Raw genomic sequence first — 20354 nt, 5'->3', positions numbered from 1 at the left:
CCGATGGTCCGCGCCCAGCAAACCGGGTACGGTGTACGCAGATATCTTCACCACCCTCCGCCCACCAGCTCATCTCCTCATCTGAGAGACCCGTTGTGCTGATCCGACTCCTGCGCGCCCACCTGGGGCCGTACTCCAGGCCGATCACCCTGCTGGTCCTGCTCCAGCTGATCCAGACGATCGCGACCCTCTACCTTCCCACCCTCAACGCCGACATCATCGACAACGGCGTGATCAAGGGCGACACCGGCTACATCCTCGCCACCGGCGGGATCATGATCGGTGTCTCGCTGGCCCAGGTGGTCTGCTCCGTCGGAGCCGTCTACTTCGGTGCCCGTACCGCCATGGCCCTCGGCCGGGACATGCGCGCCGCCGTCTTCACCCGGGTCCAGTCCTTCTCCACCCGCGAGGTCGGCCAGTTCGGCGCCCCCTCTCTGATCACCCGCAGCACCAACGACGTGCAGCAGGTGCAGATGCTGGTGCTGATGACCTTCACGCTGATGGTCTCCGCGCCGATCATGATGGTCGGCGGCATCATCATGGCGCTCAACCAGGACGTGCCGCTCTCCAGCCTGCTGGTCGTCATCGTGCCGATCCTCGGCGTCATCATCGGCTTCACCGTCAGCCGGATGCGTCCGCTCTTCCGCACCATGCAGGAGCGCATCGACACCGTCAACCGGGTGCTGCGCGAGCAGATCAGCGGTCTGCGCGTGATCCGCGCCTTCGTCAAGGACCACCACGAGCGCAAGCGCTTCGGCACGGCCAACGACGACCTGACCGACGTCGGCCTCCGCGTGGGCCGGCTGATGGCGCTGATGTTCCCGCTGGTCATGCTCGTCGTGAACCTCTCCAGCGTCGCCGTCATGTGGTTCGGCGCGCACCGGATCGACAGCGGCGGCATGCAGATCGGCGCGCTGACGGCCTTCCTCAGCTACCTGATGCAGATTCTGATGTCGGTCATGATGGCCACCTTCATGTTCATGATGGTGCCGCGCGCCGAGGTCTGCGCCGAGCGCATCGAGGAGATCCTCAGCACCGAGACCACCGTCGTCCCGCCGGCCAGCCCCGTCCGCGAGCTCTCCGCCCGCGGCTTCCTGGAGCTGCGGGCCGCCGAGTTCCGCTACCCCGGCGCCGAGGAGGCCGTCCTGCGGGACATCTCCTTCACCGCCCGGCCCGGTGAGACCACGGCGATCATCGGCTCGACCGGCTCCGGCAAGACCACCCTGATCAACCTGATCCCGCGTCTGTCCGACGTCACCGACGGCTCCGTGCTCGTCGACGGCGTCGACGTGCGCTCGCTGGACGAGGCGCTGCTGGCCCGGACCATCGGCCTGGTCCCGCAGAAGCCCTACCTGTTCAGCGGCACCGTCGCCTCCAACCTCCGCTACGGCAACCCGGAGGCGACCGACGAGGACCTGTGGGCGGCGCTGGAGACGGCGCAGGCCAGGGACTTCGTGAGCAAGTTCGCCGAGGGCCTGGACGCGCCGATCGCCCAGGGCGGCACCAACGTCTCCGGCGGCCAGCGTCAGCGTCTGGCCATCGCCCGCGCGCTGGTGCGCAAGCCGGAGGTCTACCTCTTCGACGACTCCTTCTCCGCGCTCGACTACGCGACGGACGCGCGCCTGCGCGCCGCGCTGGAGCAGGAGACCCGCGAGTCGACGGTGGTGATCGTGGCGCAGCGCGTCTCCACGATCCGCGGCGCCGACCGGATCATCGTCCTCGACGAGGGCCGTGTCGTCGGCGAGGGCACCCACCGTGAACTGATGGACGACAACGAGACGTACCGAGAGATCGTGCTGTCTCAGCTGACCGAGGAGGAGGCGGCGTGAGCTCCGGCGGCGACGAAGCGAAGGCGGCGGCCACCCGCCGCCCGGCCCCGGCGATGGGCCCCGGCCGCTTCATGAGTGGTGGGCCCGTCGAGAAGTCCATGAACTTCAAGGTCTCCGGCAAGCGGCTGCTGGGCCGGCTGCGGCCGGAGCGCCCGCTGATCATCGGCGTGTTGGCGCTGGCCACGGTCAGCGTCGCGCTCTCGGTGATCGGCCCGAAGATCCTCGGCCACGCGACCGACCTGATCCTCGGCGGCGTCTTCGGCAAGCTGGCCGGGGAGCACCCCGGCGCGTTCCACCTGAACTCCAAGCAGCAGCAGATGCTGGCGTCGGTCCACTTCACCCCCGGCAAGGGCATCGACTTCGGTGCGGTCGGCACGGTGCTCGGCTGGGTGGCGCTGATCTACCTGTTCGCCGGCCTGTGCGGCATCGTCCAGGCGCGCCTGGCCAACGTCGCCGTCCAGCGCGCCGCGAACCGGCTGCGCTCGGACGTCGAGGACAAGCTGGCCCGGCTGCCGCTCAGCTACTACGACAAGCAGCCGCGCGGCGAGGTGCTGAGCCGGGTCACCAACGACATCGACAACATCGCGCAGACGCTGCAGCAGACCATGTCGCAGATCATCACCTCGCTGCTGATGGTCGTCGGCGTGCTCACGATGATGTTCTGGATCTCCTGGATCCTGGCGCTGATCGCGCTGGTCTCCATCCCCGCCTCGGCGGTGCTGGCGGCCAAGGTCGGCAAGCGCGCGCAGCCGCAGTTCGTGGCGCAGTGGAAGTCCACGGGCAAGCTGAACGCGCACATCGAGGAGATGTACACCGGCCACTCGCTGGTCAAGGTCTTCGGCCGCCAGCAGGAGGCCGCCGAGCAGTTCGACGCCGAGAACGAGAAGCTCTACCAGGCCAGCTTCAAGGCGCAGTTCATCTCGGGCCTGATCCAGCCGGCGATGATGTTCATCGGCAACCTGAACTACGTCATCGTCGCGGTCGTCGGCGGTCTGCGGGTCGCCTCGGGCGCGCTGTCGATCGGTGACGTGCAGGCGTTCATCCAGTACTCGCGGCAGTTCAGCCAGCCGCTGACCCAGGTCGCGGCCATGGCCAACCTGGTGCAGTCCGGCGTCGCCTCGGCCGAGCGGGTCTTCGAGCTGCTGGACGCGGACGAGCAGTCCCCCGATCCGGCGCAGCCGGAGCGTCCGGAGACCGTGCACGGCCGGGTCGAGTTCGAGCACGTGGCCTTCCGGTACGACCCGGAGAAGCCGCTCATCGAGGACCTGTCGCTGCTGGCCGAGCCCGGCCACACCGTCGCCATCGTCGGCCCGACCGGCGCGGGCAAGACCACGCTGGTCAACCTGCTGATGCGGTTCTACGAGCCGACCGGCGGGCGGATCACGCTGGACGGCGTGGACGTCGCGGCGATGAACCGCGAGGAGCTGCGCGGCAACATCGGCATGGTGCTGCAGGACACCTGGCTGTTCGGCGGCTCCATCGCGGACAACATCGCCTACGGCTCGGAGGGGGCCACGCGCGAGCAGGTCGTCGCGGCGGCGAAGGCCGCCCACGTCGACCGCTTCGTGCGCACCCTGCCGGACGGCTACGACACCGTCATCGACGACGAGGGCACCGGCGTCAGCGCGGGCGAGAAGCAGCTGATCACCATCGCCCGGGCGTTCCTCGCCGAGCCGTCGATCCTCGTCCTGGACGAGGCGACCAGCTCCGTCGACACCCGCACCGAGGTGCTGATCCAGCGCGCGATGGCCAAACTGCGCGCGGGCCGCACGGCGTTCGTCATCGCGCACCGTCTCTCCACGATCCGCGACGCGGACACCATCCTGGTGATGGAGAACGGCGCGATCGTCGAACAGGGCGACCACGCCTCGTTGCTGGAGCAGGGCGGCGCCTACGCCCGGCTCTACCAGGCGCAGTTCGCGCAGGCGGTGGCCGAGGTCGACTGACCCCGGCGCCACGCTCACAAGGCCGGTGGCCGCTCCCCTCGCGGGGGCGGCCACCGGCCTTTCCGCTACCTGGTCGCCGTCACCGACGTGCGTGGCGGAACCGGCGTGACCGGCGTGACCGGCGCCGGATCGTGCCGGCCGGCGTGCGTGAGCAGGAACGCGAGGGCGGCGACAGTGATCAGCAGGCCACCGGCCCCCGCCAGGCGCGGATCGAGCAGGGGGTTGCGCGGCGGGTCCTCGTCGCGGGCCATCGGCCCAGGCTAGGACAGCTCCTTGAACATGTGAACATCCTGGTGACCACCCGGGATGCCGAGCGTGCGACCGGTCTCCCGGTAGCCGTGGCGCTGGTAGAAACCGGGCGCCTGGAAGGTGAACGAGGAGACCGCGGCGCGGTCGCAGCCGCGCCGCCGCGCCTCCTCCTCGGCGGCGTGCAGGATCCGGCTCCCCCAGCCCTCCGCACGGCTCTGCTCGCGCACCCAGAACATCTCGATCCCGAGCAGGCCACCCCAGGTCCAGCCGGCCAGACCCCCGACGATCTCACCCTCGTCGTCCAGGACCTTCACCGACAGCTGGCGCTGGTCCGCCGCGGTGGTTCCGGTGGCGGGGAAGTTGACCTCGTCCAGCCCGGCGGACAGCCGCGCGTTCAGCTCCGGATCGCGGTCGCCGACGCTCATATGATCACTCGTCATGGGCGCGAGTCTCGCACGGCCGCTCTTTCCCGGCGGCGGTCCACCCGCGTAGCATCCCTGTGGCATGGCTGCGACAAGCACCCCGTCCGGCCATCAGTTCGGCGTTCTCGCAAGCCCCTTGCCGTCCCTGCACGACGACACCACGGAGGCGCGACGCAATGAACTCACGCTCTTTGAACAGCCCAGCCTTCCGTCACAGACTCACCGCTGCCACGACGCTGCTCGCCGCCCTCGGCGTGCTCACGGCCGCACCGGCGAACGCCGCCCAGGCGTCGAAGCCGCCGCGTGGCGGCGCCTACATGGGCATCGGCGTCCGCGCGCACGGCGGCGCCGCAGGCGGCACCGGAGCCCTGCAACCCCTGGTCACCCAGACCGAGGGCGTGGACGTCTCCAGCTACCAGGGCAGCGTCGACTGGACGACGCTGTGGAACAGCGGCGTCCGCTGGGCCTACACCAAGGCCACCGAGGGGACCTACTACACCAACCCCGACTTCGCCCAGCAGTACAACGGCCCCTACAACGTCGGCATGATCCGGGCGGCCTACCACTTCGCCACTCCGGACACGACCTCGGGCGCCACGCAGGCGGACTACTTCGTCAACCACGGCGGCGGCTGGTCCGCCGACGGCAGGACCCTGCCGGGCGTCGTGGACCTCGAGTGGGACCCCTACGGCTCCGCCTGTTACGGCCTGTCGCCGAGCGCGATGGTCAACTGGATCGCGAGCTTCGTCAACGAGTACCACTACCGCACCAGCCGCTGGGCCGTGATCTACACGGCGACCTCCTGGTGGGTCCAGTGCACCGGCAACTACGGCGGGTTCGCCGCCAACGACCCCCTCTGGGTGGCCAACTACAACGGCTCCCCCGGCACCCTGCCGGCCGGCTGGGGCTACTACACCATGTGGCAGTACACCGACTCCGGCCCCTACGTCGGCGACCACGACAGGTTCAACGGTGACATCAGCCGCGTGCAGGCGCTCGCGCTGGGCTGAGTCCGGGCCGAGTCCGGGCCGAGTCCGGGCCGATCAGCGCTCGCCGCGTGCGTAGCGGCTGGGCGGGACGCCGACGACGGCGGTGAAGTCGCGGGTCAGATGGGCCTGGTCGGCGTAGCCGAGGTCCGCGGCCAGGGCCGCCCAGTCGAGGGACCCGGCATCGGCGCGCTGCGCCGCCTCGTGCAGACGGGCGCGGCGCAGCACCGCCTTCGGCGCGACGCCCACGTACTCGGCGAAGAGCCGTTGCAGGGTCCGCGGCGAGAGGTCGAACCGGGCGGCGACCTGCTCGACCCGCAGCATGGTGCGGTCGCCGGTCATCTCCCGCACCATCGCGGCCACCTGCACCGCCTGCGGGTCCGGCTCCGACGGCACGCGGGCGGTCAGGAACTCCTCGACCAGGACGACCATCGCGTCCGTCTCCGCGCAGGCCAGCACGCGCGGGCACAGGTCGTCCACCGCCGCGCCGAAGACCCGGTCGGCCGGGAGGACCTGGTCGGTGAGCTCCTGCACCGGGCCGGACGCGAACGCGCGGAAGCCGCCCGGCAGGAAGCGGACCCCGTGCACCTGGCCCGCGTCGACCAGGCGCCGTGTGTAGACGCCCCGGATCACGCCGTAGACCAGCGGGCCGACCGGCTCGAGGACCAGGTGGACGTTGGGATGCGAGAGCACCTGGGAGTCGTAGGGCGGCTGCCCCGTCACGTCCCAGCGGACGATCCAGTGGTACTCCACGTACGGGGCCAGCGCGGGCCCCGGCGGCGCGGTCGTGACCGTGAACCGGCTCGCGCCCTGCTCCGGGTGCAGGACGCCCCTGGGGGCCGTCCGGTCCTTGTCCTGCTCCATGACGGCCACCCTACGTCTGTCGCGTTTCTTCAAGACCGCGCGGCGCGCGACCCGTAACGTCGGGGCATGAACGCCAAGTCCGAACTTCCCGAGCTGTACGGCCCGCTCCACGCCGCCGCCACCGAGACCGTCCGCGTCGTGCGCGGCATCGACCCCGCCACGCTGGGCGCGGCGACGCCGTCGGCCGAGTGGGACCTGCGGGCCGTCGTGAACCACCTGATCCTGTGGACCGCCCACAACTTCGCACTCCGCGCAGAGGGCGGCTCGGTCCCCTCCGAGTGGTACGAGCGCGACTTCACGGCGGAGCCCGGCTGGGCCGAGGCCTACGCCCAGCAGGTCGACAAGGCCCTGCAGGCGTGGTCCGACCCCTCCGTCTGGGAGCGGGACATGCCGATGGGCGACTCCGCCGTCCCTGCGACGGCGATCGCCGGGATGATCATGCTGGAGTTCGCCCTCCACGGCTGGGAGGCCGCGGAGGCCTCCGGCCAGACGTACACCCTCGACGAGACGACGGCCACGGCCCTGCTCGGGCAGGTCGAGCAGTGGGCGGAGATGTTCCGCCAGTACGACGGCTTCGCCGAACCCGTGACGGTGCCGGACGACGCCCCGACATTCGCCCGCGCCCTGGCCCTGTCGGGCCGGGCACCGCGCTAGGGCCTTTCCTCCGCCCTGCGATGCGCCGCACCGGACAACCCGCGCTGATCCGACGCGGGTTCGAAGCCAGGCCCTAGCAGTTCTTGCTTCCCCGCAGGACGGGCCAGGTCAACGGACCGACGCCACCGTCGTTGCTGAGGCCGACGCAGGACTGGAAGGTCTCCACGGCCTTCTGGGTGCCAGGGCCGAACTGACCGTCGACGCCGCCTGACGACGAAATGAGGTTCGCAAGCTGCCCTCCCCTGTTGAGGAGCAGGCACTGCACCTCCTCGATCGCCGCGGTGCTGCCGTGACCGTGGATGTCGGTCTCCTCGCTCCCGGAGTAGTAGGTGCAGGCCTGGTCCCAGCTCGGGGTGCTGGGCGGCGGCGGAGGCGACGAGTGCGTCGCGGCGGGCGTCGTCTGCTGCGAGGCCGGGGTGGTCGCGGGGGAGCCGCCCGGGCCCGGCCCGCCCGGCTGCCCCGGAGCGCTCGCCGCGCCGGACGTGCCCGGACGGGCCGCCGTGGAGCCGGCCGGGCCCGAGGGGCGGACACCGGCGGTCCCCGTGGACGCCGTGGCGGACGGTCCCGCCGCACCGGAGGCTCCCGGGCTCGCCGGCACACCGTCCATGCTGCTGCCGCCGCCCTGCTGCGCGACCGTCTGCGAGCCGCCCGGCTTGCCGTTGCCGCCGGTCATGGCGATCGCGGTACCGGTGAGCGCGGCCACCGCGAGCACCGCCCCGACGGCGAGCAGGACGCCGCGGCGGCGCCCCTGCCGTGGCTCGGGTGCCGCGCCGGGTGCCGTGTCGGGGCCGACGGAGACGTAGGAGGGCAGGACCGGGGCGGGGGCCTGCGGTTCCGGCACCACCGGCACGGTCGGCGGGGTGGCCCGCACCGGACCGTGCAGCGGCGCCTGCGCCGTCGGCGGCGTGGGCGGTGCGGACGGCGAGAACGGCGCGGACGCCGCGGCGGTGGCGCGGCCGAGCAGCAGGGTGCCGTCGTCGGCGACCGGCGCCGGCGGCGCGTCCGGCGCCGGGAGCGGGAGGGCCTGGACGGCCTGGACCACCTCCACGCGGGACATGACGGTCGCGCTCAGCTCCGGCGGCCACGGCGCCGCTACTTGGCGCAGCGCCGCGCGCTCGGCCACCTCGGACGCGGTCGGACGGGCCTGCGGGTCCTTGTCGAGACACGTGCGGACGAGCTCGGCGAGCTGCGGGTCGGCCTGCTCGACCCGGGCCAGCACCTCTTCCTTCGGTTCCTCGAAGGCGACGCGGTGCAGCACGTCGACGCTCGTCCCGTCGCCGAAGGGGCCGTTGCCGGTCACCGCGAAGGCGAGGACGGAGCCGAGCGCGAACACGTCGGAGGAGCTGGCGACGGTCTGACCGCGCACCTGCTCGGGCGACATGTAGGCGGGGGTGCCCACCTGCTGGCCGGTGGTGGTGATGGCGCTGGTGTCGGCGGCCTGCGAGATGCCGAAGTCGATGACGCGGCAGCCGGCCGGACCCAGGATGACGTTGGACGGCTTGATGTCCCGGTGGACCACACCGACCCGCTCCATCGCCGTGACGGCCTGGGCGAGGTCGAGCGCGAGGCGCCAGGCGCCGGCCGCGCCGAGCGGGCCGGACGCGGCCACGGCCTCGGAGAGGGTGGGCCCGGGTATGTACTCGGTGGCCATCCACAGCAGGTCGCCGTCGTAGCCGCTGCCGAGCAGCACCGCGGCCTGCTCGCCGCGCACCCGCGCGAGCGCGGCGGACTCACGCTCGAAGCGCCTGCGGAAGCCCTCGTCCTCGGCGTACTCGGGCCGGATCACCTTGACGGCAGCCGGCGCTGACGTCACGTCATCAAGGTTGCGGCCCAAGTAGATCCGGCCCATCCCGCCACCGCCGAGCACGGCGACGACCGCGTAGGGGCCGACCCGGCGCGGGTCCGTCGCACGCAGCGGCTTGGCCCCCAGGCGGTCGAGGCCGACCGAGCTGAACATCCTGGGATCTGTGAATCCGTCCTGCTGCGTCATGTCCTGTCCCCGTCGGTGTAGATCCGCCCCCATCGGCACCGGGAGGTTACCGCAGTCGCACGCGCGTACGGCAAAGGCGAGGCCCCCACAGGTCTCACCTGTGGGGGCCTCAACTCCGGGCGGATCAGACCTACTTCTTCTTCTCCGCGGCGGCGGCGTTGTCGTCGGTCGACAGCGCGGCGATGAAGGCCTCCTGCGGGACCTCCACGCGGCCGACCATCTTCATACGCTTCTTGCCTTCCTTCTGCTTCTCCAGCAGCTTCCGCTTACGGGAGATGTCACCGCCGTAGCACTTGGCCAGAACGTCCTTGCGCATCGCGCGGACGGTCTCACGGGCGATGACGCGCGAGCCGATGGCGGCCTGGATCGGCACCTCGAACTGCTGGCGCGGGATCAGCTTCTGCAGCTTGCCGGCCATCATCACGCCGTAGCTGTAGGCCTTGTCGCGGTGGACGATCGCGGAGAAGGCGTCGACCTGCTCGCCCTGGAGCAGGATGTCCACGCGGACCAGGTTGGCGCTCTGCTCGCCGATGGGCTCGTAGTCGAGCGAGGCGTAGCCGCGGGTCTTGGACTTCAGCTGGTCGAAGAAGTCGAAGACGATCTCGGCGAGCGGCAGGTTGTAGCGGATCTCGACGCGGTCCTCGGAGAGGTAGTCCATGCCCTGGAGCACGCCGCGGCGGGCCTGGCACAGCTCCATGATGGCGCCGACGAACTCGTTGGGCGCCAGGATCGTGCCGCGCACGATCGGCTCGTGCACCTCGGCGATCTTGCCGCTCGGGAACTCGCTCGGGTTGGTGACGATGTGCTCGGTGCCGTCCTCCATGACCACCCGGTAGACCACGTTCGGGGCGGTGGAGATCAGGTCGAGGTTGAACTCACGCTCCAGGCGCTCCCGGATGATCTCCAGGTGCAGCAGGCCGAGGAAGCCACAGCGGTAGCCGAAGCCGAGCGCGACCGAGGTCTCCGGCTCGTAGACCAGCGCGGCGTCGTTCAGGCGCAGCTTGTCCAGCGCGTCGCGCAGCAGCGGGTAGTCCGAGCCGTCCAGCGGGTACAGGCCCGAGAAGACCATCGGCTTCGGGTCCTTGTAGCCGCCGAGCGCCTCGGTGGCGCCCTTGTGCATCGAGGTGATGGTGTCACCGACGCGGGACTGGCGGACGTCCTTCACACCGGTGATCAGGTAGCCCACCTCGCCGACGCCGAGGCCGTCGGCCACCTTGGGCTCCGGCGAGATGACGCCGATCTCCAGCAGCTCGTGGGTGGCGCCGGTCGACATCATCGCGATGCGCTCGCGCTTGTTGAGCTGGCCGTCCACGACACGGACATAGGTGACCACGCCGCGGTAGGCGTCGTAGACCGAGTCGAAGATCATCGCGCGGGCGGGGGCGTCCTTGACGCCGACCGGCGCCGGGACCTTCTCGACGACCGCGTCCAGGATGTCCTCGACGCCTAGACCCGTCTTGGCGGAGGCACGCAGCACGTCGGTGGGCTCGCAGCCGATGATCCGGGCGATCTCCTCCGCGTACTTCTCCGGCTGCGCGGCCGGGAGGTCGATCTTGTTCAGCACCGGAATGATCGTGAGGTCGTTCTCCAGCGCCAGGTACAGGTTGGCGAGGGTCTGCGCCTCGATGCCCTGCGCGGCGTCGACCACCAGGAGGGTGCCCTCGCAGGCCGCCAGCGAGCGGGAGACCTCATAGGTGAAGTCGACGTGGCCCGGCGTGTCGATCATGTTCAGGATGTGCGTGGTCCCGGTGCCGGCACCGGTGAGCGGCGCCCAGGGCAGACGCACGGCCTGCGACTTGATGGTGATACCGCGCTCGCGCTCGATGTCCATCCGGTCCAGGTACTGGGCGCGCATCTGCCGGGGGTCGACCACACCGGTGATCTGCAGCATCCGGTCGGCCAGCGTGGACTTGCCGTGGTCGATGTGGGCGATGATGCAGAAGTTGCGGATCAGCGCCGGATCGGTCTTGCTCGGCTGCGGAACGTTGACAGGGATGGCTGACACGCAGGATCCAGTTCTTCTGATCGGCCGGGGACACAGTTCTTCCCACCTATCGTCCCATGGCGTGGCGCTGGTGCAGAATCCTGGGTCATGATCATGGAATCCGCGCTGCTCGACGTCCGCCCCGGCCAGGAGGACGCCTTCCTCGCCGCGTTCGCCCAGGCCCGCCCGCTGATCGCCGTCCAGCGCGGCTTCCGCTCGCTGGAGCTGCGCCGCTGTGTGGACGAGGGCCGCGGCTCGCGCTTCCTGCTGCTGGTGGAGTGGGAGACCCTGGAGGACCACACCGAGGGCTTCCGGCAGTCCGCGGAGTACGGGCAGTGGCGGGAGCTGCTGCACCACTTCTACGACCCCTTCCCGCTGGTCGAACACTTCGGCGAGTCGGTGGTGTGAGCGGGGTCTGATATCGTTGACCCTCGTGTCTGTGCTGTGCCATGCCCTCTAACCTGGCTCGGCGCCGACGCAGTCCCAGAAGAATCAACTCAGACTGAGGCTCATTCGTGGCGAACATCAAGTCCCAGATCAAGCGCATCAAGACCAACGAGAAGGCTCGTCAGCGCAACAAGGCTGTCAAGTCCTCGCTGAAGACCGCCGTCCGCAAGACCCGTGAGGCTGTCGAGGCCGGCGACTTCGCCAAGGCCCAGGAGCTGGCCCGCGCCGCGTCCCGTGAGCTGGACAAGGCCGTCAGCAAGGGCGTCATCCACAAGAACCAGGCCGCGAACAAGAAGTCCGCGCTGGCTGTCAAGGTTGACGCGCTCAAGGCCTGAACCCCTTGATCTACCGCTCGCCGGACGCGATCCCTCTCAATCGCCCCGACCGAGCCGCACAACCCCGCAGCCCACGCGGCCTGCGTTCGCCACGCGGGTGGGCTGCACATAGCTGAAGCTGACGGAAAGGTCCTGCGCTCCCTTCGGGGAGGGCGGGACCTTTCTGGTTTTGCAGGCGAGACAGTTGCACCACCTCAGGAGGCGCAGCCTCCAGGGGCGCGAGGAACTGCGCGACAAGCCACTGACGTGCGGATGGTCCTCAACGCGCAGGGCCATCCGCACAGGGTGGTTTCTCGCGCAGTTCCTCGCGCCCCTGGGGAGTGCAACCGGGCCAAGCTGAAGCGCTATCGCGCTCGAGCGGCCTGGGCGACGGCGACGACACACTGCTCCAGCGCGTACGCCGGGTCGCCGCTGCCGCCCTTGACCGCGGCGTCCGCCTCGGCGATGGCCCGCAGCGCCGTCGCGACGCCGTCGCCCGACCAGCCGCGCATCTGCTGGCGGACGCGGTCGATCTTCCACGGCGGCATGCCGAGCTCGCGGGCGAGATCCGCCGGACGGAGCGAGCGGTCCGCCGTGGCGACGCGGCCGATCGCGCGGACGCCGGAGGCGAGCGCGAAGACGATGCCCGTGGGCTTCTCCCCCACCGCCAGCGCCCAGCGGAGCTGGCCGAGGGCGTCGGCCGTGCGGCCGGCCACCGCCAGGTCCGCGACCTGGAAGCCCGTCGACTCGGCCCGGCCGGTGTAGTAGCGGGCGACGACCGTCTCGTCGATCGTGCCCTCGGTGTCCGCGGCCAGCTGGCTGGCCGCGCTCGCCAGCTCCCGCAGATCGCCGCCCACGGCGTCCAGCAGGGCCCGGCAGGCGTCCTCGCTGGCCGACCGGCCCGCGCTGCGGAACTCCGCGCGGACGAAGGCGAGCTTCTCGGCGGGCTTGGTCAGCTTGGGGCACACCACCTCGCGCGCCCCGGCCTTCTTGCCCGCCTCCAGCAGCGCCTTGCCCTTCACGCCGCCGGCGTGGACGAGCAGCAGCAGGACGTCCGGCGCCGGATCCTCGATGTAGGCCTTGAGCTCCTTGACCACGTCCGCGCCCACGTCCTGCGCCGCGCGCACGACGATGACCTTGCGCTCGGAGAAGAGCGAGGGGCTGGTCAGCTCGCTCAGCATGCCGGGCTGGAGCGCGCCGGGCGCGAGATCGCGCACGTCGGTGTCCGGGTCGTCGGCGCGGGCCGCGGCGACCGTCTGCGCGACGGCGCGGTCGAGCAGCAGCTCCTCCTGCCCGACGATCACGGTCAGCGGGGAGAGCAGATCTTCGGAAGGTTTCCTGGCCATCGCCGACCACCCTATCCGGCACGACCGACAGCGGGGAGCGCGTCGCTCCCCGCCGAAGGGGTGGGCTCAGGGGCGGGTGCCGAGGAAGGGCGCAACCCAGACGACGTCGTCGCACTCGCCGAACCCGCGGTTCACGGAACCGATCTGAATCGCCCCGCCGTTGGCGAAGCCGCCGATCACCAGCGTCGGTGCGGACGTGGGGGTGGCGCCGGAGGCGCAGTAGCCGTCGGCCTCGCCCATCACCACGCGGAAGGTCAGCCGCAGCCACGCGCTGTGGCCGGGCGCCAGGCGCACCGGGTGCGCGGTGCCGCGCCGAGTGACCTTGAGCGGCCGGTTGCGGGTCGGGTCGCCCTCGCCGGCCACCGCGACGGTCGGGAAGCCCGTCAGGGTGCAGGTGTGCCCGCCGGTGTTGGTCAGCTTGACGAAGTCGTCGTAGGTCGAGGTGGCCGCGTCGGACGGCTGTGCCTCGGCGGGCGATGCCGTCAGCGACTCGGCCGTGCAGCGGACCGGGTCCACGGCCAGGGGCACCCCGGCGGAGGCCGTCGCGGTGGCCGCCGGGCCGCCGTCGGAGACGGGAGAGGCCGCCACGGCGCCCGCGGAGGCAGACGAGGCGGCGGAAGCGCCGGAGCTCGGAGCAGAGGCCGAGGCGGCCGAGGTGCCCGACCCCTGACAGGCCGTCAGCAACAGGCAGGCCGAGGCCAGGAGCGTCGCGGTCACGGTGGCGGGGCGTATGCGGGCAGTCGTCATGGTGGATCCCCCCATGGGATGACGCGGCACGTCTCGTGCGTGCCGTCATTCCGCGAGGACGAGAGTCCCGAACGTCCGGTTGCGCCCTGATACGTCTGTGACGCGGGCGTGACATGATCGCCACAGGTGGCGGACAGACCAGGACGTTCAGACCCCGATGAGCTGCAGCCCGCCCCACAGCGCCACGACGGAGGCGACGAGTGCGGCCGGGACGGTGAGCAGCCCGAGGCGGGTGAACTCGCCCAGCTCCACCTCCGCGCCGTGCTCACCCACGATGCGCCGCCACAGCAGCGTCGCCAGGGAGCCGGCATAGGTCAGGTTGGGGCCGATGTTGACGCCCAACAGCACCGCGAGGACCGCACCGGGTCCGGCCGGGGCTGCGAGCGGGACCAGGACCAGCGTCGCGGGCAGGTTGTTGATGACGTTCGCGAGCAGCGCCGCGAGCGCCGCGACGCCGAGCAGGGCGGGCAGCGCGGTGCCGGCGGGCACGAGATGGGCGAGGGCGGTGGCCATCCCGTTGTCGACCACGGCCCGCACGACGATGCCGAGCCCCAGTACGAACGCGAGGAACGGCAACGCGGCCGAGCGCACGATCGCCCGCGGCGTGGTGTGACGGCGGACCAGCGCGCGGACCGCGAGGACGAAGGCGCCTGCCGTCGCCGCCCAGGCCGGGTTGATCCCCAGCGCGGAGGTGAGCACGAAGCCACCCAGCGTGCAGGCGACGGTGACGAGAGCGAACAGCGGCAGCGCGGGCGGCGGCCCGGCATCCGGCTCGGTCGCGCCCGCGTCGAGGTCGGCGGCGAAGAACCGGCGCAGCACCACGTACTCGATGCCGACGGCCACCAGCCAGGGCAGCGCCATCAGCGCGGTGAAGCGGGTGAAGCTGAGGCCCGCCGCGGTGAACGCCAGCAGGTTGGTCAGGTTGGAGACCGGAAGGAGCAGGGAGGCGGAGTTGGACAGGTGCGCGCAGGCGTAGACGTGCGGCTTCGGGCGGGCGCCGAGCCGGGTCGCGGTCGCGAAGACCACGGGCGTGAGCAGGACGACGGTGGCGTCGAGGCTCAACACGGCGGTGGTCACCGCCGCGACGACGAAGACCTGTGCCAGCATGCGCCTCGACCGGCCGGCGGCGGTCCGCGCCATCCACGCACCGCAGGCCTCGAAGAGCCCCTCGTCGGCACAGAGCTGGGCGAGCACCAGCACCGCCGCGAGAAACCCGATGACCGGCCCGAGCCGCGCGGCCTCGGTGGCGGCGTGCGCGGGCGTGACGGCCCCCAGCGCGACCAGCAGGCCGGCCGCGGGCACCGCGACGACGGCCTCCGGCCAACCGAACGGCCGCACGACGGCGCAGACGAGCACGACCGCGAGCAGCAGGATCGACAGGCTCTCGGCGATGGGCGTGCTCAGCGGTACTCCTCGGACGGACCTTCGGTTGCACCATCCAGGGGCGCGAGGCTCTGCTGAGGTGTTGCAACCGACCCTAGTGCCTAGAAGTCCTCGAGCCAGCCGTCGAACTCGGCGGCGAGGTCGTGCAGGTCGGCGACGGAGAGGGTGATCGGGAGGGGCGGGTCCAGGACCACGAGCCACTGGGCGTCCTCCGCGTCGTCCTCGCCGGCCAGGGCCTCGCGGTGGAGTTCGGGCTCGGGAAGAGTCGGGTGGGCGGCGGTGAGGCGTGCCGAGAGCTCCTCCGCCGCGTCGCGGTCGGGGACTACGAGCACGTAGTGGTCGGTCTGGTCACTCGTCGTGGTCACGTGGCCATTATCCGCTACGCTCCGCGCACCGCGACGGCGAGGGCTCCGTCCGTGAGCAGGACCGCCAGGTCACCCTGCTGGTCCGTGCGGACGACGGTGGTGCCGAGGGAGCGCAGCAGGCGGAGCGTGGTGGGGGCCGGATGGCCGTAGCGGTTGCCGCGGCCGACCGAGAGCAGCGCCAGGCGGGGATGGAGCGCGGCGATCAGTGCCGGGTCCTGCTTGGCGGAGCCGTGGTGAGCGACCTTGAGCACGTCCACGGGCCCGACGGCGCCGAGGAGCCGCTGTTGGGCGGGAGGCTCCAGATCGCCCAGCAGCGCCATCCGCAGGCCCGGGAGGGTGACCAGGAGCGCGACCGAGGCGTTGTTGGGGCCGGGCGGGACTCCCTCCCCGGAGGGATCCGGCGGCCACAGCACCTCCCAGTGGAGCGCGCCGAGCGCGCGCCGCTCGCCGCGCACCGCGCGGATCAGCGGGACACCGGCCTCGGCGGTCCAGCGGCGGACGCGGGCGTACTCGGCCGGCGGGTCGTCGACCGTCGTGGTCTCCACCGCGCCGACGCGGCGGTCGTGCAGCACCCCGGGGAGGCCCTCGACGTGGTCGGCGTGGTCGTGGGTGAGAATCACCAGCGGGATCGTGGAGACGCCGAGGGCGCGCAGGCAGCCGTCGACGGCGTGCGGGTCGGGGCCGGTGTCGACGAGGACGGCGGTGCCCGGGTCGTCGCCGGGCGAGAGGACGAGGGCGTCGCCCTGGCCCACGTCGCAGGCGACCAGGCGCCAGCCGGGCGGGGGCCAGCCCGTGGCGAGCCGGGCCAGCGGGGGCGGACGGAGCAGCACCAGCAGCAGGCAGACCGCCAGGAACGCGGCCACCAGCGGGCGGCGCAGCCACGCGGCCGCGGCGACGAGGGCGCAGGTCACGGCGATCAGCAGGGCGGCGCCGAACCAGCCCACGGGCCAGTCCGTCTCGGCTCCGGGCAGGGCCGCGCCGAGGCGGGCCACCTGGATCAGCGCCCAGACCGGGACGGCGCCGACCCGGGCGATCCACTGCGCTCCGGTCAGCCACAGCGGGGCGACCGCGAGGGCGGCGAAGCCCAGCACCGTCGCCGGGGCGACGCACAGCTCGGCGAGCAGGTTGCAGGGGACGGCGACCAGGGAGAGCCGCCCGGAGCGCAGCACCAGCAGCGGACCGCACCAGGCCTGTGCCGCCGCGGCGGCGGCCAGCGGCTCGGCGAGACGGGCCGGGCAGCCGGCCGCGCGCAGGGCCTCGCCCCAGCGCGGGCCCACCGTGACCAACCCCGCCGTGGCGAGCGCGGAGAGCGCGAAGCCGTAGGAGTGGGCGAGGGCCGGGTCGGCGAGGATGAGCACCAGCGTGGCCCCGGCCAGGGCCGGCAGGGGGCTGCCGCGGCGGCCGGTGGCCAGGCCGAGCAGCATCACCAGGCCCGTCGCGGCGGCACGCAGCACGCTCGGGTCCGGCCGGCACAGGACGACGAAGGCGGCGGTCAGCAGGGCGCCGGCGAGGGCGGCGGCGCGCAGGGGCAGCCCGAGGCGGGCGGCGAGCCCGCCGCGCTCGGGGGTGCGGGCCCGGGAGGCGCGGCCGATCAGCAGCACCATCATGATCGACAGGTTGGAGCCGCTGACGGCGGTGAGGTGGGTGAGGTCGGTGGCCAGGAAGGCCTCGTCCAGCTCGGGGGTCATGGCGCTGGTGTCGCCGTCGACGAGGCCCGGCAGAAGGGCCCGCTCGTCCTCCGACAGCGGTGCGACGGCCTGCCGCAGCCCCGACCGCAGCGCGCCCGCCGCGCGCTGCGGGGCGTCGGGGCCGACCAGGACCCGGGGCTGATCCGCCGTCAGCAGTGTGGCGGCGATGTCGGGCGGCCCGTCGGGTGGGACGGGGCGGGCCCGGGCGGTGACGGCGACCTGTGTCGAGGGCAGCAGTCGCAGCCACTCCCCCGCCGCCGGGCCGCGCACGACCACACGGACGGGGGCGCTGGTGGCGGCGTCCGCGACGGCGTCGACGACGCCGCGCAGGACGACGTTGCCGTCGGTGGCGCGGCGCTGCGGATCCGTCGTCACCGTCAGCCGCACCGCGGCCGGACGGCCGGAGCGGGCCAGCGCGGGCACCGGGCCGCGTGTCAGGGCGGCTCCCGCCAGCCCGGTGCTGCACGCGGCGGCCGCCGCGCTGAGCAGCAGGGCCGCGAGCAGACGCGGCCGTACCCGGCCCAGCAGCAGCCCGAGCCCGAGCACCCCGGCGCCGCCGGCCGCGCCGAGCACCCACGCGGTGTGTGCGCCCCGCAGCGGCAGCAGCGCGGCGCTGAGGCCCCACACCACCACGGCGGGCCCCACCAGTCGCACGTCCAGCGGCCGTTCCTCCGCCGCGCGGGGGCCCTCCCCGGCCCGGGCCCCACCCGCGACCCTGCCGGCAGCCTCCGGGACGGCCCGGGGCACGGCAGACTTGGGCGCAGCGGGCTTCGGCGCGGCAGGAGCCGACTCCACCGAGGACAGGCCGCGGACCGACGCCGGGGGCTCCTCCCCACTCCCCCTCATGGGCGGAGCTGCGCGCGGAGGTCGGCCAGGCGGCGTTCGCCGAAGCCCGGGACCTGGCGGAGCTGGTCGACGGACTGGAACCCGCCGTGTTCCTGGCGGAACTGGATGATGCGCTGGGCCAAGACCGGGCCGATGCCGGGCAGGGCGTCCAGTTGGGCCTCGGTGGCGGCGTTGAGGCTGAGCGGACCGGAGGCGCGGGCGGCGGCGCCGGGCGGCGGGGGCGAGCCGGAGACGATGATCTCCTCGCCGTCGTTGACCTTGCGGGCGAGGTTGAGGCCGGTCAGGTCCGTACCGGGCAACGGGCCGCCCGCCGCGTTGAGGGCGTCCTGGACGCGCGAACCGGGCGGGAGGGTGCGCAGCCCGGGGCTGCGCACCTTGCCGGACACGTCGACGACCAGCGCGGTGATGGTCGTGCTGCCCGCCACCGGGACGCCCGGCCCGGGTGTGGGCGAGGAGGACGCGCCCGCCCCGACCGTCCCCTCCACGGCCGGGGCGGGGACGGCGACGGGCTCCGGGCGGCCGGCCCAGAAGTGCTGGATGCCGTAGCCGAGGGCGAGCAAGAGCAGGACGGCGAGCCCGAGCAGGGCCTTGCGGTCCAGGTCCCATCGCTCCTTGAGCGCGAGCGCGAGCGAGGAGGCGAGCGGAGGACGCAGCCGTGGTGGATCCGGGGCGGCCTGCGGCAGCACGGCCGTCACCTCCGGCCGCGGCATCGGGGCGGGAGGTGGGGCGGGAGGGGAAGGCGGAGTCCGAGCCGAGGCAAGGGCTTGGGCCTGAGGACCGAAGAGGGTGTCGACGCGGTGGCGTACCAGGGCCGTCGTCGCCTCACGACGGGCCCGGGCCGCAGGGGTCAGAGCGGTTCGCATGCGGCCGACGTTAGGAGCCCGCACACACAGGCGTCCCGGACGAACTGACGGCCTGTGGAAAACCTGCGTCTGTGGAGAACCGGCTCACTCGCGCGAGTTACCCGCCGGGCTCCTCCGGCACGAAACGGATCGCGCAGTGGCGGCAGAACATCTGCCGCTCCCAGTGCGCACGGGCCCGGCGGGCCTCGTCGACACCGCGCGAGACGACCATCGCGAGCACCGCGGCGACCAGCAGGAGCAGCAGGCCCAGCACCACGGCGCCGTCGATCACGAAGAACGCCCCGACGGCGGCGACGACGAGCGGCACCCCGTAGCTCGAGGCGCGCGTCGCCGGCGGCGCGAACGAGGACTTGAGGCCGCTGCCGTCGGGCAGGGCCAGATAGAAGTGGTCGAGTTTGACGACCTGTTCGGCCATCCCGCAGCTGGGGCAGGCGTGGGCCATGGCGTTCTCCTCCCGGTGCCCCTGGTGCGCCTGATGCTCGGAGGATGCCCGCGTGCGGGCGCGTCAATCCATGTCGTACACGGACCGGGGAAACGGGTTCAGCGCGGCGAGACGACGACCGCGAGCAGGCCCGGCCCCACGTGCGCGCCGATGACCGCGCCGACCTCGGAGACGACCAGTTCGCCCAGGTGCGGTACCTGCTCGCGCAGCCGGGCGGCCAGGGCCTCCGCGCGGTCGGGGGCGGCGAGGTGGTGGACCGCCAGGTCGACCTCGTCGCCGCCGGCGTGGGCGACGGCCAGCTCCTCCAGCCGGGCGATGGCGCGACTGGAGGTGCGGACCTTCTCCAGCGGCTGGATCTGACCGTCGGCCAGGTGCAGCAGCGGCTTGACCGCGAGTGCGGAGCCGAGCATGGCGCGGGCGGCGCCGATGCGACCGCCCCGGCGCAGGTACTCCAGGGTGTCGACGTAGAAGAGACCGGCCGTGCCCTTGGCCCGGGCGGTCGCGGCCTCGACGGCCTGGTCCGCGGTGCCACCGTCGCGGGCGGCCTCGGCGGCGGCGAGGACGCAGTAGCCGAGCGCCATGCCAACCATACGGGTGTCGACGACGCGCACCGGCAGCGGTGCCTCCTCGGCGGCGAGCAGCGCGGCCTCGTAGGTGCCGGAGAGGGCGGCGGACAGGTGCAGTGAGACGACCTCGCTCGCGCCCGCCTCGGCCGCGGCCCGGTACGCCTCGGCGAAGGCCTCGGGGTTGGGACGGGAGGTGGTGACCGGTGCCCTGCGCTGCAGCGCGGCGGCGACCTCGGCCGGGGAGATCTCGGTGCCCTCGGCGAGGGCCTGGTCGCCGATGACCACGCTGAGCGGGACGACGGAGATCCCGTGGCGGGCCACCTCCTCCTCCGGAAGGTACGCGGTGGAGTCGGTGAGGATGGCGACGGACATGGCCTGGAGGTTACCCGCCGGAAGACCGGAAGGGACAGGCGGACCCGTCCC

General features: G+C 72.5%; 19 protein-coding genes. 6 read left to right on the top strand and 13 right to left on the bottom strand.

Annotation, left to right across the window (positions count from 1 at the left end; all coding sequences use genetic code 11):
• Positions 1-95 precede the first annotated feature (95 nt).
• Positions 96-1829: an ABC transporter ATP-binding protein gene (locus tag BMY61_RS22305; RefSeq protein WP_042444516.1), complete on the top strand. Its 1734-nt coding sequence runs from the start codon at positions 96-98 to the stop codon at positions 1827-1829.
• A gap of 53 nt (positions 1830-1882) precedes the next feature.
• Positions 1883-3775: an ABC transporter ATP-binding protein gene (locus tag BMY61_RS22300; protein ID WP_236655924.1), complete on the top strand. Its 1893-nt coding sequence runs from the start codon at positions 1883-1885 to the stop codon at positions 3773-3775.
• A gap of 65 nt (positions 3776-3840) precedes the next feature.
• Here BMY61_RS22300 and BMY61_RS22295 read toward each other — a convergent pair whose 3' ends face one another.
• Together BMY61_RS22295 and BMY61_RS22290 are read right to left on the bottom strand one after the other, a co-directional pair.
• Positions 3841-4026, bottom strand: a complete 186-nt coding sequence (locus BMY61_RS22295) for a hypothetical protein (RefSeq protein ID WP_042444512.1) — start codon at positions 4024-4026, stop codon at positions 3841-3843.
• Positions 4027-4035: 9 nt separating this feature from the next.
• Positions 4036-4464 carry a GNAT family N-acetyltransferase gene (locus tag BMY61_RS22290; protein ID WP_042444510.1) on the bottom strand — a complete coding sequence of 143 codons (429 nt, stop codon included), beginning with the start codon at positions 4462-4464 and terminating at the stop codon, positions 4036-4038.
• A 158-nt stretch (positions 4465-4622) separates the two neighbouring features.
• On the opposite strand from BMY61_RS22290, the gene BMY61_RS22285 reads away from it, so the two are divergent.
• Positions 4623-5456, top strand: a complete 834-nt coding sequence (locus BMY61_RS22285; protein ID WP_042444508.1) for a lysozyme — start codon at positions 4623-4625, stop codon at positions 5454-5456.
• 33 nt (positions 5457-5489) lie between these two features.
• On the opposite strand, the gene BMY61_RS22280 is transcribed toward BMY61_RS22285, so the two are convergent.
• A complete protein-coding gene (locus tag BMY61_RS22280; protein ID WP_042444506.1) occupies positions 5490-6296 on the bottom strand; it encodes a helix-turn-helix domain-containing protein in 807 nt (268 codons plus the stop codon).
• 66 nt (positions 6297-6362) lie between these two features.
• On the opposite strand from BMY61_RS22280, the gene BMY61_RS22275 reads away from it, so the two are divergent.
• Positions 6363-6950 carry a TIGR03086 family metal-binding protein gene (locus BMY61_RS22275; protein ID WP_042444504.1) on the top strand — a complete coding sequence of 196 codons (588 nt, stop codon included), beginning with the start codon at positions 6363-6365 and terminating at the stop codon, positions 6948-6950.
• Positions 6951-7023: 73 nt separating this feature from the next.
• Here the strand turns inward: BMY61_RS22275 and BMY61_RS22270 are convergent, their stop codons facing one another.
• Together BMY61_RS22270 and lepA are read right to left on the bottom strand one after the other, a co-directional pair.
• Positions 7024-8940, bottom strand: a complete 1917-nt coding sequence (locus BMY61_RS22270) for a serine/threonine-protein kinase (protein ID WP_177240384.1) — start codon at positions 8938-8940, stop codon at positions 7024-7026.
• 130 nt (positions 8941-9070) lie between these two features.
• Positions 9071-10945, bottom strand: coding sequence for a translation elongation factor 4 (gene lepA, locus BMY61_RS22265; protein ID WP_042444499.1), 1875 nt, complete (start codon positions 10943-10945; stop codon positions 9071-9073).
• A gap of 87 nt (positions 10946-11032) precedes the next feature.
• Between lepA and BMY61_RS22260 the strand changes: the two genes are divergently transcribed.
• Together BMY61_RS22260 and rpsT are read left to right on the top strand one after the other, a co-directional pair.
• Positions 11033-11332 carry an antibiotic biosynthesis monooxygenase family protein gene (locus BMY61_RS22260; RefSeq protein ID WP_042444497.1) on the top strand — a complete coding sequence of 100 codons (300 nt, stop codon included), beginning with the start codon at positions 11033-11035 and terminating at the stop codon, positions 11330-11332.
• 107 nt (positions 11333-11439) lie between these two features.
• Positions 11440-11706, top strand: coding sequence for a 30S ribosomal protein S20 (gene rpsT / locus BMY61_RS22255; RefSeq protein WP_042444495.1), 267 nt, complete (start codon positions 11440-11442; stop codon positions 11704-11706).
• A gap of 344 nt (positions 11707-12050) precedes the next feature.
• Here the strand turns inward: rpsT and holA are convergent, their stop codons facing one another.
• The 8 genes from holA to BMY61_RS22215 form a co-directional block, all read right to left on the bottom strand.
• The gene (holA, locus tag BMY61_RS22250) at positions 12051-13031 is read right to left on the bottom strand and encodes a DNA polymerase III subunit delta (protein ID WP_042444494.1); all 981 of its coding nucleotides are present in this window, start codon (positions 13029-13031) and stop codon (positions 12051-12053) included.
• 66 nt (positions 13032-13097) lie between these two features.
• Positions 13098-13778 (bottom strand): DUF4232 domain-containing protein, encoded by a 681-nt coding sequence (locus BMY61_RS22245; RefSeq protein ID WP_063773206.1) that lies wholly within the window; start codon positions 13776-13778, stop codon positions 13098-13100.
• Between the two features lie 147 nt (positions 13779-13925).
• On the bottom strand, positions 13926-15182 hold the full coding sequence (locus BMY61_RS22240; RefSeq protein WP_042444804.1) for an arsenic transporter: 1257 nt from the start codon (positions 15180-15182) through the stop codon (positions 13926-13928).
• A gap of 80 nt (positions 15183-15262) precedes the next feature.
• A complete protein-coding gene (locus tag BMY61_RS22235; RefSeq protein ID WP_042444492.1) occupies positions 15263-15526 on the bottom strand; it encodes a hypothetical protein in 264 nt (87 codons plus the stop codon).
• Positions 15527-15540: 14 nt separating this feature from the next.
• On the bottom strand, positions 15541-17868 hold the full coding sequence (locus tag BMY61_RS22230; RefSeq protein WP_244904219.1) for a ComEC/Rec2 family competence protein: 2328 nt from the start codon (positions 17866-17868) through the stop codon (positions 15541-15543).
• A 188-nt stretch (positions 17869-18056) separates the two neighbouring features.
• Positions 18057-18746, bottom strand: coding sequence for a ComEA family DNA-binding protein (locus BMY61_RS22225; protein ID WP_063773210.1), 690 nt, complete (start codon positions 18744-18746; stop codon positions 18057-18059).
• A gap of 274 nt (positions 18747-19020) precedes the next feature.
• Entirely contained in the window at positions 19021-19365 is a 345-nt protein-coding gene (locus tag BMY61_RS22220; RefSeq protein WP_075004016.1) for a hypothetical protein, read from the bottom strand.
• 98 nt (positions 19366-19463) lie between these two features.
• A complete protein-coding gene (locus tag BMY61_RS22215; RefSeq protein ID WP_042444486.1) occupies positions 19464-20303 on the bottom strand; it encodes a DegV family protein in 840 nt (279 codons plus the stop codon).
• Positions 20304-20354 lie beyond the last annotated feature (51 nt).

This window comes from Streptacidiphilus jiangxiensis (genome assembly GCF_900109465.1).
Classification (GTDB): domain Bacteria; phylum Actinomycetota; class Actinomycetes; order Streptomycetales; family Streptomycetaceae; genus Streptacidiphilus; species Streptacidiphilus jiangxiensis.
This window is presented reverse-complemented; position numbering and strand designations above follow the sequence as displayed.

Bases quoted from the DNA above. Each gene is read 5' to 3' on its own strand.
- BMY61_RS22300 (WP_236655924.1), top strand. From the start codon at position 1,883: ATGGGCCCCGGCCGCTTCATGAGTGGTGGGCCCGTCGAGAAGTCCATG.
- BMY61_RS22295 (WP_042444512.1), bottom strand. From the start codon at position 4,026: ATGGCCCGCGACGAGGACCCGCCGCGCAACCCCCTGCTCGATCCGCGC.
- BMY61_RS22290 (WP_042444510.1), bottom strand. From the start codon at position 4,464: ATGACGAGTGATCATATGAGCGTCGGCGACCGCGATCCGGAGCTGAAC.
- BMY61_RS22285 (WP_042444508.1), top strand. From the start codon at position 4,623: ATGAACTCACGCTCTTTGAACAGCCCAGCCTTCCGTCACAGACTCACC.
- BMY61_RS22280 (WP_042444506.1), bottom strand. From the start codon at position 6,296: ATGGAGCAGGACAAGGACCGGACGGCCCCCAGGGGCGTCCTGCACCCG.
- BMY61_RS22275 (WP_042444504.1), top strand. From the start codon at position 6,363: ATGAACGCCAAGTCCGAACTTCCCGAGCTGTACGGCCCGCTCCACGCC.
- BMY61_RS22270 (WP_177240384.1), bottom strand. From the start codon at position 8,940: ATGACGCAGCAGGACGGATTCACAGATCCCAGGATGTTCAGCTCGGTC.
- BMY61_RS22260 (WP_042444497.1), top strand. From the start codon at position 11,033: ATGATCATGGAATCCGCGCTGCTCGACGTCCGCCCCGGCCAGGAGGAC.
- holA (WP_042444494.1), bottom strand. From the start codon at position 13,031: ATGGCCAGGAAACCTTCCGAAGATCTGCTCTCCCCGCTGACCGTGATC.
- BMY61_RS22245 (WP_063773206.1), bottom strand. From the start codon at position 13,778: ATGACGACTGCCCGCATACGCCCCGCCACCGTGACCGCGACGCTCCTG.
- BMY61_RS22220 (WP_075004016.1), bottom strand. From the start codon at position 19,365: ATGGCCCACGCCTGCCCCAGCTGCGGGATGGCCGAACAGGTCGTCAAA.
- BMY61_RS22215 (WP_042444486.1), bottom strand. From the start codon at position 20,303: ATGTCCGTCGCCATCCTCACCGACTCCACCGCGTACCTTCCGGAGGAG.